The sequence below is a fragment of the Flavobacterium sp. GSB-24 genome, from assembly GCF_027924665.1.
Classification (GTDB): Bacteria; Bacteroidota; Bacteroidia; order Flavobacteriales; family Flavobacteriaceae; genus Flavobacterium.
On record NZ_AP027043.1, the window covers coordinates 4,133,805 to 4,149,643 of the forward strand.

Sequence of the window (15,839 nt, forward strand, 5' to 3'; positions counted from 1 at the left end):
ATTTCACATTTCACAAATCACTTTTTACATTTCACTTTTCACTTTTCACAAATTAATCAATTTCAATTAACGCCTTAATCACATTATTCTTCGGATCAATCAAGCTTCCAAAATCATTAATCATTTCAGAAAAACTTGTTCTATGCGTAATGTATTTCTTCGGATCGATTTTGCCTTCTTTCAAACATTTCATTACATATTCAAAATCTTCGATTGTGGCATTTCTGCTGCTCATTAAAGTTGATTCTCTTTTATGGAAATCAGGATGACTGAAACTCAATTCTCCCTTTTGTAGTCCAACCAAAACAAATCTTCCGCCATGCGAAATATAGTTGAAAGCGCTGTTCATTACTTTCTGATTTCCAGTTGCATCGATCACCACATTTGCCATGTCGCCATTGGTCAATTCAGCTAATTTTTGCGCAACATCATCGTTTAACGGATTAATCGTTTCATCTGCATTTAATTCCGTTTTACAGAAATTTAATCTGTAATCGTTGATATCCATCACAATTACTTTTGCTCCAGCGATTTTAGCAAACTGAATCAAACCAATTCCGATAGGTCCTGCGCCCATAACTAAGACAGTGTCCGTTGACTTAACAGCCGCTCTTCTTACTCCGTGTGCTGCAATTGCCAAAGGTTCAACCAAAGCCAATTCATCATAATCTAAACCTTGACCGTGCAGTAAATATTGTTCAGGAATCGAAACATATTCGGCCATTCCTCCATCAATATGTACTCCAAAAACTTTAATATTTACGCAGCAGTTTGTCAATCCGTTTCGACACGCCACACATTTTCCGCAGTTGAAATATGGAATAAAAGTAACTTTATCTCCGGGTTTAAAACCTGCTGCATTTCCTTTTACATATTCCGCTGCCAATTCGTGTCCCAAAATTCTTGGATATTCAAAATAGGGCTGAGTTCCTCCAAAAGCATGAATATCAGTTCCGCAGATACCAATTCTTTTTATTTTCAATAAAACTTCGCCTTCTTTTGGTTCTGGAATACTGGTTTCTTTTAAAAGAAATTCCTGCGGCTTTTCGCAAACAATATATTTCATTTTTTAATTCGTTTAAATTTCTAATTATACGCGGATGATACAGATTCGCTATCGCGAAGACACGGATTTAAACGGATTTTTGATTAATTTCTTAAATATAAAATCCGTTTGAATCTGCGTTTTTACAAAATAAATCCATTTTGTCAGCGCCATCATTCGTTAGTACAATAACAGATCGTTATATTACTTTTTATAAGCTACAGCTTTTTGTTTACTTGTCCCTAAACCTTCAATTCCCAATTCTACAACATCTCCTGCTTTAAGGTAAATCGGATCTGGTTTGATTCCTAAACCAACTCCCGGAGGCGTTCCTGTACTGATAATATCGCCAGGAAGCAAAGTCATAAACTGACTTAAATAATGCACCAAATAAGGAATTTTGAAAACTAAATTTAAGGTATTGCTGTCTTGGTATTTTTTGCCATTTACTGTCAGCCACATCTTTAAATTGTCAACATCTGCGATTTCGTCTTTGGTCGCCAAAAATGGTCCAAGAGGCGCAAAAGTGTCACTTCCTTTCCCTTTTGCCCATTGCCCGCCGCGTTCCAATTGAAAAGCTCTTTCGCTGTAATCGTTCAACAAAGCATAACCTGCAACGTAATCCAAAGCTTCCGCTTCTTCTACATAACTTGCTTTTTTGCCTACAACAAATGCCAATTCTACTTCCCAATCTGTTTTTTCGCTGTTTTTTGGAATAATCAAATCATCATCTGGTCCGCATAAAGAAGTAGTCGATTTGAAGAAAATAATAGGTTCAGTCGGAATCGGCGCATTTGTTTCTTTGCAGTGATCGATATAATTCAAACCAATACAAATAATTTTAGAAGGTCGTGCAACTGGAGAACCCAAACGTACCGAAGCATCTACTTCTGGCAAAGTCGGATTGCTTTCTAATGCTTTTTGCAGTTTTTCTAATCCATTTTCTTCAAAGAAACTTTCGTTAAAATCGGTTACAATCGAAGAAACATCATATCTCTTTTCTCCAATTAAAACTCCTGGTTTCTCTTTTCCGATTTCTCCAAAACGTATTAATTTCATAATCGTATATTTTTAATTGTTAGTTTATTTTTTTCTGATGAATGAACTTCATCAAACACTTCTGTTTTATGGCTAAGTCTTCTATTTACCAATTCAATTTTGATAAAAAAGACCTAGCAAAAATAATAAATGTAAATTTTACAATTACAAAAGTAATTTTTAAAAATTAATATTCGAGATATATTTTATTTTCCATTACTTAAAATGACTAAAGTTTAAATTTTTATAACATTTTTTAGATGGTTTGTAAAAATTATATCACTAAATATCGATTTACGTAAAAAAAGATCTGCAATAAACATAGGATTTCTTGTTCATTTAAATCTTATTTCTACTTTTGTAATTGTATTTTTTACATTTATTATTTCAAACGATTTCACTACCCAAAATTCCTATATAAAATGATAAAATTAAAAGGCATAACTTGGAACCATACAAGAGGTCTGCTTCCTATGGTAGCCACATCGCAGCGTTTTACTGAACTACATCCAGAAGTTGAAATTTCATGGGAAAAGAGAAGTTTACAAGAATTCGCAGATGCTTCTATTGAAGATTTAGCCAAAAGATTTGATTTATTGGTAATCGATCATCCTTGGACTGGTTTTGGAGCGCAGACCAAAGCAATTCTTCCGTTATCTGATTATTTATCAGACGAATATATTAAAGATCAAGAAATTAACACTGTCGGAAAATCTTACGGAAGTTATGTTTTTCATGATAAATTATGGGCGCTTCCTATAGATGCTGCAACTCCGGTTGCCTCTGCCCGCTTGGATCTTTTAGAAAAAAACAACTTAGAAGTACCTAAAACGTACGACGATTTGTTGGCATTGGCTAAAAAAGGCTTAGTGGCTTTTGCTGGAATTCCGGTAGATGTTTTAATGAGTTTTTATATGTTTTGCTGCAGTTTAGGCGAAGCTCCTTTTCTTTCTGAAGAAAAAGTAATTTCTAAAACAACAGGAATCAAAGCGCTTCAAATGTTTAGGGAATTGGCACAATTGATTGATCCAGCTAACTTTAACAGAAACCCAATTCAGGTTTATGAAGCGATGGTTAATTCAGATGAAATTGCTTACTGCCCGTTTGCTTATGGTTATTCTAATTATTCGCGAATTGGCTACAGCCGTAAACTTTTACATTTTTACGATTTAGTAAAATTGAATGATAATCCAATGATTTCGTCATTGGGCGGAACAGGATTAGCGGTTTCATCTTTCAGCCAGCATATTGATGAAGCGGTTAAATATGCTGAATTTACAGGTTCATCTCAAATACAGCAAAATATTTATACGGATAATGGTGGTCAGCCAGGCCATTTGCAGGCTTGGAAAAGTGAGCGAATTAATGGTGTAACGCATGATTATTTCAAAAACACTTTACCCGCTTTAGAACGCGCATTCCTTCGTCCGAGATATTATGGACATATGTATTTCCAAGATCATGTAGGCGATGTGGTTCGCAATTATTTGATGAAAGGCGGAGACGAACTAAAAGTATTGGAAGAAATGAATTCGCTTTACGCAGAATCTCTAAAAATTCAGACAATATGAAGCCTTTAGAAGGATTAATTGTTTTAGAATTCTGTCAGTTTTTGGCAGGACCTTCTGCTGGTTTAAAACTAGCCGATTTGGGCGCACGTGTCATCAAAATCGAACGTCCTGTAAAAGGTGAAGCCTGCAGACAATTGAGCATCAAAGATTTATTTGTTGATGACAGCAGTTTGCTTTTTCATACCATAAACCGAAATAAAGAATCTTTTGCAGCCGATTTAAAAAATCCTGACGATTTAGTTTTAATTAAAAAACTGATTCAAAAGGCTGATATTATGACACATAATTTCAGACCTGGCGTGATGGAAAAAATCGGTTTAGATTTTGAAAATACGCTTTCTATAAATCCACAAATTATTTACGGAACCATTACAGGTTACGGAAATGAAGGTCCGTGGGCAAAGAAACCTGGACAGGATTTATTATTGCAATCGCTTTCTGGATTAAGCTGGCTGAGCGGACGCAAAAGCCAAGGTCCAGTTCCTTTTGGTTTGGCTGTGGCCGATTTAATGTGCGGGAATCATTTTGTACAGGGAATTTTGGCCGCACTTTTAAAAAGAGCTAAAACTAAAAAAGGTGTTTTGGTTGAAGTCAGTTTATTAGAATCGATTCTCGATGTACAATTTGAAGCCATTACTTCTTTCTTAAATGATGGAGGTCAATTGCCTGAAAGAGGTGATATTAAAGGAAGCGCACATGCTTTTTTAAGTGCCCCTTATGGTGTTTACCAAACGCAAGACGGTTATTTATCACTTGCAATGGGCGATTTACTTTTCATTGGAAAAGCATTAGGTTTAGATTTAACTGAATTTACAGATAAACATCTTTGGTTTGAAAAACGAGATGAAATCAGAACGATTTTAAGCGAAAGAATTCAAACCCAAACTTCTGATTATTGGATTGAAATCCTTCAACAAGAAGGAATCTGGTGCGGTAAAGTTTTCAATTACGAAGAACTGGATAATCAGCCTTTTGTAAATGAATTACAGCTGAAACAAACCGTAAAAAATGCCGAAGGCGAAACTTTGGTTACAACCAGAAGTCCGATTCAATTGGATGGAGAAATTCTGCTAAGCGAAAAAGCAGCACCAAAAGTAGGTCAGGATAATTTAAGCATACACGAACAATTTTTAAACGATTTGAAATGAAGCCATTAGAAGATTATTTAATTGTAGATTTCAGTCAGTTTCTTTCGGGTCCGTCGGCGAGTTTACGTCTGGCAGACTTGGGAGCGCGTGTGATAAAAATAGAAAAGCCGGGAACGGGAGACATCTGCCGTACTTTATATACTTCTGATTTGATTATGAATGGCGAATCGTCTGTTTTTCATACCATCAACAGAAACAAAGAATCATTTGCAATTGATTTTAAACAGCCTGAGGAACTTCAAAAATTAAAAAAATTATTAGCTAAAGCTGATGTTGTGATGCATAATTTCAGACCTGGAGTTATGGAACGCATTGGTTTAAGTTATGATGAAGTTAAAAGTATTAATCCAAATGTGATTTATGCTTCGATTTCAGGTTTTGGAGAACATCCAGATTTAAAAAATTTACCAGGTCAGGATTTGCTTTTGCAATCTTTAACGGCTTTGACTTGGTTGAGCGGTAATCAGGAAGACGGCCCGGTACCAATGGGACTATCGATCGTTGATATGCTCGCTGGAGCGCATTTGGCGCAGGGAATTTTGGCTGCCTTATACAGAAAAGCAACGCATAATATTGGGGCGCAGGTTCAGGTAAGCATGCTCGAATCGGCATTTGATTTTCAATTTGAGACGATTACAACTTATTTTAATGACGGAGGCGAATTGCCTGTTCGAACCAAAACCAATAATGCACATGCGTATTTGGGCGCGCCATACGGAATTTACAAAACCAAAAACGGTTATTTAGCACTAGCAATGGGATCAATTCCTGTTTTGGCTTCTCTGCTAAAATGTGATGATTTATTACAGTTTCCTGAAAATAAATTCACATTAAGAGACGAAATTAAAAATATTCTTGCGGATCATTTGCAAACGCAGGAAACACAGTTTTGGCTGGACATTTTAGAACCCGCAGATATTTGGTGTGCAGGAGTTTTAAATTATCAGCAGCTATTTGCTGAAGATGGATTTAAGGTGTTGAATTTTACCCAACAAGTCGAAATGCTTGACGGCTACACTTATAAAACAACACGCTGTCCAATAAAAATAGACGGCGAATATCTGACTTCTGGAAAAGGTTCGCCAAAACTGGGTCAAGACAACGAGAAAATTATTAAAGAATTTATAGACTGCTGATGGAAAAAATTAGAATCGCCGTTCGAAAATTCGATCCGTTCGAAAGTACACTTCAAAAATTATGGGATGCTTTCTGCCTTCAAAACAATATAAAAATGGAAGCAGAAATGATTGCCTTAGAACTTCATGACTTGTATGAAACCACAATTTCAGAAAAAGGTTTAAAAGAAGGAAAATGGGATATTGCTCACATTAACACCGATTGGATTTTTGATGCTGTAAACGAAAATGCGGTTCTTAATTTGTTTTCCTTAATTGGAGAAAATCCACCAGAAAATTATCCTTTTGGATGGCATAAATCGCTTTTGCATTTACAAAAACTAAGTAATGGCATTTTCGGACTTCCCTTTCACGATGGACCAGAATGTCTGATCTACCGAAAAGATTTATTCGAAAACAAAACAGAAAAAGAGAATTTTAGAAAACAGTTTGGTTACGAACTTTCTACACCAAAAACGTGGCAGGAATTCGCAGAAATTGCAACATTCTTTAATCGTCCCGAACAAAATTTATACGGTTCTGTTTTTGCCAATTATCCAGACGGGCACAACATGGTTTTTGACTTTTGTCTGCAATTATGGACAAGAGGCGGTTCTTTATTAAACAAAAAAAATCAGATTGACATTCATAATGAAGCAGCCATAAAAGCATTGGATTTCTATCGAAAAATGGTCACCGATAAAAATGCTGTTCATCCAAAATCGAGAGAATTTGGTTCGGTTGAAGCAGGTCTGGCTTTCGCCGAAGGACAAGCTGCAATGGCAATCAACTGGTTTGGATTTGCTTCTATGGCAGAAGTAATTGAAGATTCGAAAGTAAAAGGAAAAATCGATATCACTTCCCTTCCATCCGATCCGGGTTATAAAACAGCTTCTTTGAATGTATATTGGCTGTATACCATTGGATCTGGAAGCAAACACAAAAAACTGGCATACGATTTTTTGCGTTTTGCCACAACGCCAGAAAGCGACAAATTATTAACGACTGAAGGCGGTATTGGATGTAGGAAATCAACTTGGAAAGATGAAGAAATTAATACTTTAATTCCGTTTTATCATAAACTGGAAATGCTTCATGAAAATGCGCTAACATTACCTCAAACACCAATCTGGCCAAAAGTAGCAGAACTGATTGACAGCACTGTTTTGAAAGCCATTGAAACCGATATTTCGTCTGAAATATTGTTAGAGGAAACTCAGAAAAAAATTAGAGAATTAAGTCAAGGAACAACATTACACAGCTCTGTCAAAAATTAAACTTGGCAGGCTCAAATTCAAAATATAGAACAAATGAATATTCCCTATAAACCATTACTTCCCGAAACAGAACAGCCAATTATCATTATCGGGGCGAGTGGTATCGTAAAAGATGCACACCTTCCAGCTTACGAAATGGCTGGTTTTAAAGTTTTTGGTATTACGAACAGAACAATTTCTAAAGCATACGATTTACAGAAACAATTCAAAATCGATCATGTTTTTGAAAATGTGGCAGATGCGGTTAAAAATGCGCCCTCAAATGCTGTTTACGATATTACCGTTTTACCTGACCAATACATTGAAATTTTAGAACAGCTTCCTGATGGAGCCGCTGTTTTGATTCAGAAACCAATGGGAAATGATCTGGCTCAGGCACGGGAAATTGTGGCGGTTTGCGAAAGAAAAAATCTGGTTGCTGCAATCAACTTTCAGCTTCGATTTGCTTCGTTTGTCAGCGCTGCCCGTTATTTAATTAATGAAGGAATTATTGGCCAATTATACGATTTAGAGTTTAAAGTTACGGTAAATACACCTTGGGAATTATTTCCTTTAATTAAAGAACATCCGAGATTGGAAATTCTTTTTCACAGCGTGCATTACATTGATTGTATTCGATCTTTCTTGGGAAATCCGAAAGGAGTTATGGCCAAAACGGCTAAACATCCGCTTAAAAAATTATCTTCAAGCAGATCGACAATTATTTTAGATTATGCCGAAGATATGCATGTGGTTATTAATACGAATCATGATCATCACTTTGGTCCAAAACATGAGGAAAGTTACATCAAATGGGAAGGAACAAAAGGTGCTATTCGAGCAAAAATGGGCTTATTAATGAATTATCCTGACGGTCTTCCAGACGTTTTTGAGTACGCTTTAGCTAAAAAAGATAATGAAAAAGAATACGAATGGACCGAAGTTAAACTGGAAGGATCTTGGTTTCCGGAAGCATTTATTGGCGCAATGTCTAATCTGATACGCTACAAGGAAGGTTCTGATACAATATTATCTGCCAGTGTTCAAGATGTTTTAGGCACAATGAAAGTTGTAGAAGCTTGTTATATCAGCAGTAAAAATGGCGGTATTTCTTTTGATGAAGTGTAATTAAAACACTATATTTCAAAACCAAAAAACAAAATTTAAGTCCTCTTCAAAACAAACGTGATTTTGACATTTATTTGAAAGAGTCTGACGAATAAAAAGTAATTAGATTATGTATTTTAAATCCACTTTTTTCGAAGATTATCAAATCGACGACAAACGAGTAACTTTAGGCAGAACCATCACAGAAACTGACTTTGTGGTTCATGCCGGACATACGGGAGATTTCTTCCCGCACCATATGGATGAAGAATGGTGTAAAACACAACCCTTCGGACAAAGAATTGCACACGGAACTATGGTTTTCAGCATTGGAATCGGCTTAACGGCATCTGAAATTAATCCAGAAGCTTTTTCTAGGGGCTATGACAAAATGCGTTTTGTAAAACCTGTTCATATTGGCGATACTATTCACTCAGAAATTACGATTTCTGAAAAAGGCGAAGCTAAAAATCCTGAAATGGGAACCGTAACCGAACATGTAGAAATTATCAACCAGCGAGGTGAAGTCGTTTTGGTATGTGATCATCTATTGCTTGTGAAGAAAAGATCCTAAGATTCTAAGATACTAAGGTTCTAAGATTTTAAAAACTTTGCATCTTAGAGGCTCTGCGAGATTATTTGCAAAACATTTTTTTTTCTCGAAAAGAAAAAAACTTAGAATCTCAGCACCTCAGAACCTTAGCAACTATAAAAAAAACTAAAAAACTATCTAAAAATGCAAATTACAAACCAAGCTGGCGATCTACATGAAGTGCCGACGGAAGGCGGAAATCAAAAACAATATCTTCTTCCTTTTATTTTAGTTACATGCCTATTTTTTCTTTGGGGAATGGCCCACAATTTAGATTCTGTTTTGATTCCGCACCTAAAAAAGGCTTGTGAACTAAACAACCGCCAATCTACTTTAATTGATACTTCAGTTTTCTTTGCTTACTTTATTATGGCGATTCCTGCCGGAATGCTGATTAAAAGATTTGGTTATAAAAACAGTATTATAACAGGATTGCTGGTTTTTGCTGTTGGAGCATTTCTATTTGTACCTGCAGCCAATACGAGAACTTACGAATTGTTTCTATTCGCCTTATTTGTAATCGGATGTGGTTTGACGATTTTAGAAACAAGTGCAAATCCGTATGCTGCGATATTAGGACCAGCTGAATCTTCTTCTAAACGATTGAATTTAGCGGCTTCTTTCAACGGATTAGCAGCAATGGTTGCTCCAATTGTAGGTTCATTATTTATTCTTTCTGGAACAAATCATACGCCAGAACAAATGGCTGCGATGCCAGAAGCCGAAAAAGCGGCCTATTTATTAGGAGAAGCTGCTTCTGTAAAAATGCCATATATCGTATTAGGAAGTATTTTGGTTTTGGTTGCCATTATTTTCTACTTCGTGCAATTGCCGTCAATGAAAGCAACGCATACCGAAGCTGAAATTAAACCGGGATTTTTCTCTGTTTTAAAATTTAGACATTTAAGCTGGGGAGTTGCTGCTCAATTTTTCTATGTGGGTGCACAAGTTTGTATCACAAGTTTCTTTATCAGAATTGCACAGCAAGGTGCTGGTTTAGACGAAAAAACGGCAGGATATTATCTGGGAATCTACGGCTTCCTTTTTATGGCAGGACGTTTTATTGGGACATTCTTTTTGCGTTATGTAAAAGATTATGTTTTACTTTCAATCTACTGCGTAATGAGTGTTTTATTATGTCTAGTTGCTATTTATGGCTCTGGAATTGTAGTTATTTATGCTCTTGGAGGAATTGGATTTTTCATGTCAATTATGTTCCCAACTATTTTCTCATTAGGAATTAAAGGTTTAAAATCGAATACTGAAACGGGATCTTCTTGGTTAGTAATGTCAATTGTCGGCGGAGCGATTATTCCTTACGGAATGGGGACTTTAATCGACATGAATCATGATGATATTCAGTCCGGATATATTATTCCGTTAGTTTGCTTTTTGATTATTCTTTCTTTTGGGGTTTTTGGTCATAAAGTAAAAACGGTTTCTGAATAATTTTAGATATATAATAAAATCAAAAAACGCCTCCAATTGGAGGCGTTTTCTTTTAGTCATGTTTAAGAACTAACGACGATTGCCGTTAGAATGATCGTGGTCTTTGTTTGACTGTTGTTTGGAGTTTTTATCGTATTTATAATCTTTCTTCTTATCGCTATTGTCCTGCTTTTTCTGCCCTTTTGGTTTAGCGTTTTTTACTGGTTTTTCTCCTCTGTTTTTTTGAGGTTTTCCATGATAACCTTTTGGATAACTAGCTCTGTGTTTGGTGTGATAAGAATATGGAGAATCTCCTCTATAATCGCTCAAAACTACTTTATAACCTGAATACAAATCATAGTTTCTATATCTCGATGGCAATCTTTTTTCACGTATCCATTTTCCGCCGTTATCGTAGATAAATACGCTTTGATTTACATCATAATACACATCGATATCTGGCAGGTAATAATATCTGCTGTCATCATAACCTTGTGGACCCCAGCTTGGCGGTGTTCCAATATTTACATTTATGGATACTTGCGCTTGGGCGAAAAATACACTCATAAAGAGCACTGAGGCGAATACTAACTTTTTCATGTTTTTAGATTTTTAAATGTTAATCTTAGTAGATAATAATCTAAAGTAATGCCAATAATTATGGTTCTTGCATTGATTATACAGAAGGGCAATACTAATCGACGAATAGTAATTTTCAACCGATATACAATAAAAAAAAACGCCTCATTTCTGAGGCGTTTGGAGTCATGTTTTTATTAAATAAGTGATCTACGAATTATGATCTCAGTGGAACTTATATATGTTTTATTTTTTTTTAACCAGTTCAAAGGTATGTCCAATTTTTTAATACTAATTATTAATTAGACGAAAGGCTTAATTATTCCGACAAACGGTTATTTTTTCTCAATCAAAAGCATTTTTATTTCCAACCTCCACCTAAAGCTCTGTACAAATTAACAACAGCCTGCAGTTTTTGGAGGTTGTCGTTTATACCGCTTAACTGCGCAGCTAACAAATTTTGTTCTGAAGTTAATACGTCTGTATAATTGGTTGCAGAACTATATTCTAAAAGCTGTTGTGTGTAATCTACAGCTTTTTCTAGAGCTTCAATTTGTTTCTTTCTTGAATCTTCTTTAGCAACAGCCATTTCATACGAATACAAAGCATTTGAAACTTCCTGACCTGCTGTTAAAAGACTTTGCTGAAAATTATTGTAAGCTTGTAATTGTTGAGATTGAGCCGTAGTTAATCTCATTTTATTCAATCCTTGATTAAAAATTGGCTGTGTCAAACCTCCAATTATTGAATAGAAAATAGAGTTACTAAAAAAGTCTTTCAATTCTAAATTCGAAAATCCACCGCTTGCTGTAAGCGTTAAACTTGGATAAAAATAAGTCTTAGCTAAATTTGTTGATTCAAATGCAACTCTGAAATTAAATTCTGCTTGACGGACATCTGGACGATTTTCCAATAATTGAGAAGGCACTCCAATAGCAATATTCTCTGGAATAATCTGCGTTCCCAATTCTCCTCTATCAATTGGTCCAGGTGCTTGTCCTAATAAGATGTTCAAAGCATTTTCTGTTTCACGAATACTTTGCTTCAAATCTGGAATTAAAACTTCGGCTGCATGCTGGTTTGCTTCACTCTGCACCACTGCTGCGCCTGTTACAATTGCACCTTCTTTTAATGCTTTGATTGTTTCAACATTTTTGATACGACTTGCTAATGTTTCCTCTGTGATTTTTAATGATTTATCGTAAGACAACAATAAAAAGTAGTTGTTGGCAATATCTGCAATTAATTGCGTTTGAACTGCCTGTTTTGCAGCATCTGTCGCTAAGTATGAAGCTAAAGCTGCCCTTTTAGAACTGCTTAATTTTCCCCATATATCAGCTTCCCAAGAAGTGCTTAAACCTAGTTTGTAAGTTGTTGTCAACGTATTAATATTAATTCCAGCTGGAAAGTTTAGTCCCGCCTGAGATTGTTTATTTCTAGTTACGTTGGCATCAAAATTTAACGTAGGATAGTAAGCCAGTTTGCTTTGGCGTAATGAAGCCTGCGCTTGTATGATATTCTCAATTGCATTTTTCAAATTAAGGTTATTTTCTAATCCTTTTTGAATTAATGCATTTAGTTTTTCATCTTTAAAAATACTCTGCCATGGCATATCAGCAATTGTAGTCGTATCGGCAGAAGCCTGATCACGATACAGCTTATCTGTCGACAGCGTTGTTGGTCGTTCGTACTTTTTGGTAATCGAGCACGCACTTAAAAGTGCGGCTGCAATTACCATAAGAATATATTTATTTGAACTCTTAATCATCTCTTTTTTAATTAAATTTTACTCTTTGTGAGCTTCTAATAAATGAATTTCCTCATCATCGTCATCGTCATCATAACCATCTTTTGCTGGACCGCTTATTCTCTCCTGCAATGTCTGGAAAATGATAAATAGAACTGGAATAACAAATACTCCTAAAATTGTTCCGATTAACATACCTCCAACAGCTCCTGTACCGATCGATTTGTTACCAACAGCTCCTGCACCAGATGCAAACATCAATGGAACAAGTCCTAAAATAAAGGCGAAAGAAGTCATCAAAATTGGTCTTAAACGTGCTACAGCACCTTCAATTGCAGCTTGTACAATTGGCAGACCTTTACGTCTTCTGTCTAAGGCAAATTCGACAATCAAAATACCATTCTTCGCCAGAAGTCCAATCAACATGATTAAGGAAATCTGCAGGTAAATGTTACTATTCAATTTGAAAATAATCGAGAATAAATAAGCTCCAGCCAATCCAAACGGAATGGAGAATAATACCGCAAACGGAAGAATATAACTTTCGTACTGCGCACTCAACAAGAAATAAACGAAAACCAAACATAAAATAAAGATGAAAATCGTTTCACTTCCTGAAGCTAATTCCTCACGTGTTAAGCCAGAGAATTCATAACCATAACCAGCCGGAAGATTTTCTGCCGCTACTTCCTGAATTGCTTTAATAGCATCTCCAGAACTGTAACCTGGTTTTGGTGCTCCCGTAATCGAAATAGAGGTAAACAAATTAAATCTTGAAATAGATTCTGGTCCAAAAACCCTCGTCATTTTTACAAACTCTGTAATTGGCGCCATTGTTCCTGCACTATTACGTACAAATATTTTATTCAATCCCTGTGTATTAGCTCTAAACTCTGGAGAAGCCTGAACCATTACACGGTATTGTTTCCCGAATTTATTAAAGTTCGAAGCGTATAATCCACCATAATAACCCTGCATCGTTGACAAGATTGTATTTACAGAAACTCCCGCATCTTTCGCTTTCGCTAAATTAATATCCATCATATATTGAGGGAAACCAGGATTAAATGGAGTTGTCGCATACTGGATTTCTGGACGTTCAGCTAATTTTGCAAGGAATTCATTATTCACTTTATAGAATTCAGAAGTCGTGTGACCACCTTTATCCTGCAGCTGGAATTCGAATCCACCACTTTGACCAAAACCTTGAATTGTTGGCGGTGAAATAAAGAATATACTCGCTTCGCGAATTCCGCTCGTTTTAGCAAAAAGCTGTCCAATTACATCATCTACACTTAGATCTCGCTGGTCCCAAGGATATAACTTTACAATAACCATACTGTATGCACTACCCGCACCTGCAGTAAAGTTCTGCCCCACAATACGAAGTGTATTTTTAACTCCTGGAATAGTTTTAGCAATACTGTCTACTTTTTTAGCCATTATATCAGAACGTTCCATAGAAGCTGATGGCGGTAAACTGATATTAGCAAAAACTGTCCCTTGATCTTCTGAAGGAACGAAAGCAGACGGCGTAGTTTTCATCATATAAAATAATCCCAAACCTGCTATTAAAATCGAAGCTAAAACAATCCATTTTTTTACAGAAAGGAAACTTACCGAACGCTTGTATCTTTGGGTTACATTATCAAATGCAACGTTAAATGAAGTATAAAAACGCTGTAAATAACTTTTATGTTTATGATCGTCAGCATGTGGTTTCAATAGAAGCGCACACAATGCCGGACTTAATGTCAAGGCGTTTACAGCCGAAAGAATAATCGCTACAGCCAGTGTAATACCAAATTGCTTGTAGAAAACCCCTGTTGATCCTGTAATAAATGTTACCGGAATAAATACCGCCGCCATTACTAATGTAATCGAAATAATCGCTCCGGAAATTTCGTCCATTGCATGGATGGTCGCTTTTTTAGCCGATTTATACCCGTGGTCAAGTTTGGCGTGAACGGCCTCAACAACCACAATCGCATCATCGACGACAATACCAATGGCCAGAACCATTGCGAAAAGCGTTAATAAGTTAATCGTAAATCCGAATAGATTCAGGAAGAAGAACGTTCCCACAATCGCAACCGGAACCGCAATCGCCGGAATTAAAGTCGATCTAAAATCTTGAAGGAAAATAAATACTACGATAAAAACTAAGATAAAAGCTTCGATCAAAGTATGAATAACTTTCTCAATAGAAGCATCCAAATTTTCATTCACGTCTACCATAATGGTATACTTCATTCCTTTTGGAAAACTCTTTGCGGCTTCTTCAATTAATTTTTTAGAATTAATAATTACATCACGAGCGTTTGATCCTGGAGTCTGGCTGATTGCCATTGCTGCCGATTCTACACCGTTTGTTTTAATTGTTGACGAATAACTTAAAGATCCTAATTCTACTTTAGCTACATCTTTAAGTCTCAGCATTTGGCCGTTTCCGACAGATTTTATAATAATATCCTCAAATTCCTGAGCACTTGTTAAACGTCCTTTGTATTTAATTACATATTGAAATGCCTGATTTCCGTTTTCACCAAATTTACCTGGCGCTGCCTCGATATTCTGCTCTGCCAAAGCTGCTGAAATATCACTCGGAATCAATTTATATTGCTGCATTACATCTGGTTTCAGCCAGATTCTCATAGAGTAATCTTTTGCACCAAAAACGGTTACATCTCCTACCCCAACAACACGCTGAATCTGCGGTACAAGGTTGATCTTCGCATAATTTTGAAGAAACGTTTGATCATAAGCTTTATCATCACTATATAAAGAGAAAATCAATAAGTTACTACTCTGGCTTTTGGTTACGGTAACCCCAGCCTGAGTTACCTCTACTGGCAATAAACTTGTTGCTCTAGAAACCCTGTTTTGAACGTTTACCGCTGCTAAATCAGGATTTGTTCCAACTTTAAAGAAAATTTTAATAGAAGCATTACCATCGTTAGTTGCTGTAGAAGTCATGTAAGTCATGTTCTCTACACCATTAATCTGCTCCTCCAACGGAATAACAATACTTTTAAGTACAACGTCGGCGTTGGCTCCGGTATAACTTGCTGCCACGTTAACTGTTGGCGGTGCGATATCCGGATATTGGGAAATCGGTAACTCAATTAGGCCTAAAACACCTAAGATGACGATAATAACAGATATTACCGTCGAGAGTACGGGTCTTTGTATAAATTTTTTAAACATTCTTTT

The 15,839-nt window shown here is 36.1% G+C and carries 12 protein-coding genes; 7 read left to right on the forward strand and 5 right to left on the reverse strand.

Annotation, left to right across the window (positions count from 1 at the left end; all coding sequences use genetic code 11):
- Positions 1-52: 52 nt before the first annotated feature.
- Positions 53-1,066, reverse strand: coding sequence for a zinc-binding alcohol dehydrogenase family protein (locus tag QMG60_RS17685; protein ID WP_281865858.1), 1,014 nt, complete (start codon positions 1,064-1,066; stop codon positions 53-55).
- Positions 1,067-1,249: 183 nt separating this feature from the next.
- Positions 1,250-2,104, reverse strand: coding sequence for a fumarylacetoacetate hydrolase family protein (locus tag QMG60_RS17690; RefSeq protein WP_057116108.1), 855 nt, complete (start codon positions 2,102-2,104; stop codon positions 1,250-1,252).
- 401 nt (positions 2,105-2,505) lie between these two features.
- Between QMG60_RS17690 and QMG60_RS17695 the strand changes: the two genes are divergently transcribed.
- The 7 genes from QMG60_RS17695 (at position 2,506) to fucP (ending at position 10,321) form a co-directional block, all read left to right on the forward strand.
- Positions 2,506-3,654: an extracellular solute-binding protein gene (locus QMG60_RS17695; RefSeq protein WP_281865859.1), complete on the forward strand. Its 1,149-nt coding sequence runs from the start codon at positions 2,506-2,508 to the stop codon at positions 3,652-3,654.
- Positions 3,651-4,802, forward strand: a complete 1,152-nt coding sequence (locus QMG60_RS17700) for a CaiB/BaiF CoA-transferase family protein (RefSeq protein ID WP_281865860.1) — start codon at positions 3,651-3,653, stop codon at positions 4,800-4,802. Before QMG60_RS17695 ends, QMG60_RS17700 begins: the two co-directional genes overlap by 4 nt.
- Entirely contained in the window at positions 4,799-5,938 is a 1,140-nt protein-coding gene (locus tag QMG60_RS17705; RefSeq protein WP_281865861.1) for a CaiB/BaiF CoA-transferase family protein, read from the forward strand. The genes QMG60_RS17700 and QMG60_RS17705 overlap by 4 nt, the downstream gene beginning before the upstream one ends.
- Positions 5,938-7,194 carry an extracellular solute-binding protein gene (locus QMG60_RS17710; protein ID WP_281865862.1) on the forward strand — a complete coding sequence of 419 codons (1,257 nt, stop codon included), beginning with the start codon at positions 5,938-5,940 and terminating at the stop codon, positions 7,192-7,194. The genes QMG60_RS17705 and QMG60_RS17710 overlap by 1 nt, the downstream gene beginning before the upstream one ends.
- 33 nt (positions 7,195-7,227) lie before the next feature.
- On the forward strand, positions 7,228-8,301 hold the full coding sequence (locus tag QMG60_RS17715) for a Gfo/Idh/MocA family oxidoreductase (protein ID WP_281865863.1): 1,074 nt from the start codon (positions 7,228-7,230) through the stop codon (positions 8,299-8,301).
- A gap of 109 nt (positions 8,302-8,410) precedes the next feature.
- Complete coding sequence (locus QMG60_RS17720; RefSeq protein ID WP_057116114.1) at positions 8,411-8,854, forward strand: MaoC/PaaZ C-terminal domain-containing protein; 444 nt, start codon at positions 8,411-8,413, stop codon at positions 8,852-8,854.
- Between the two features lie 162 nt (positions 8,855-9,016).
- Positions 9,017-10,321 (forward strand): L-fucose:H+ symporter permease, encoded by a 1,305-nt coding sequence (gene fucP, locus QMG60_RS17725; protein WP_281865864.1) that lies wholly within the window; start codon positions 9,017-9,019, stop codon positions 10,319-10,321.
- A gap of 69 nt (positions 10,322-10,390) precedes the next feature.
- Here fucP and QMG60_RS17730 read toward each other — a convergent pair whose 3' ends face one another.
- The 3 genes from QMG60_RS17730 to QMG60_RS17740 all read right to left on the reverse strand — a co-directional run bounded on the left by QMG60_RS17730 (position 10,391) and on the right by QMG60_RS17740 (position 15,833).
- Positions 10,391-10,900, reverse strand: coding sequence for a hypothetical protein (locus tag QMG60_RS17730; RefSeq protein ID WP_113679120.1), 510 nt, complete (start codon positions 10,898-10,900; stop codon positions 10,391-10,393).
- Positions 10,901-11,240: 340 nt separating this feature from the next.
- Positions 11,241-12,647 carry an efflux transporter outer membrane subunit gene (locus QMG60_RS17735; protein ID WP_057116116.1) on the reverse strand — a complete coding sequence of 469 codons (1,407 nt, stop codon included), beginning with the start codon at positions 12,645-12,647 and terminating at the stop codon, positions 11,241-11,243.
- 18 nt (positions 12,648-12,665) lie between these two features.
- A complete protein-coding gene (locus tag QMG60_RS17740; RefSeq protein ID WP_057116117.1) occupies positions 12,666-15,833 on the reverse strand; it encodes an efflux RND transporter permease subunit in 3,168 nt (1,055 codons plus the stop codon).
- Between the last annotated feature and the right edge of the window lie 6 nt (positions 15,834-15,839).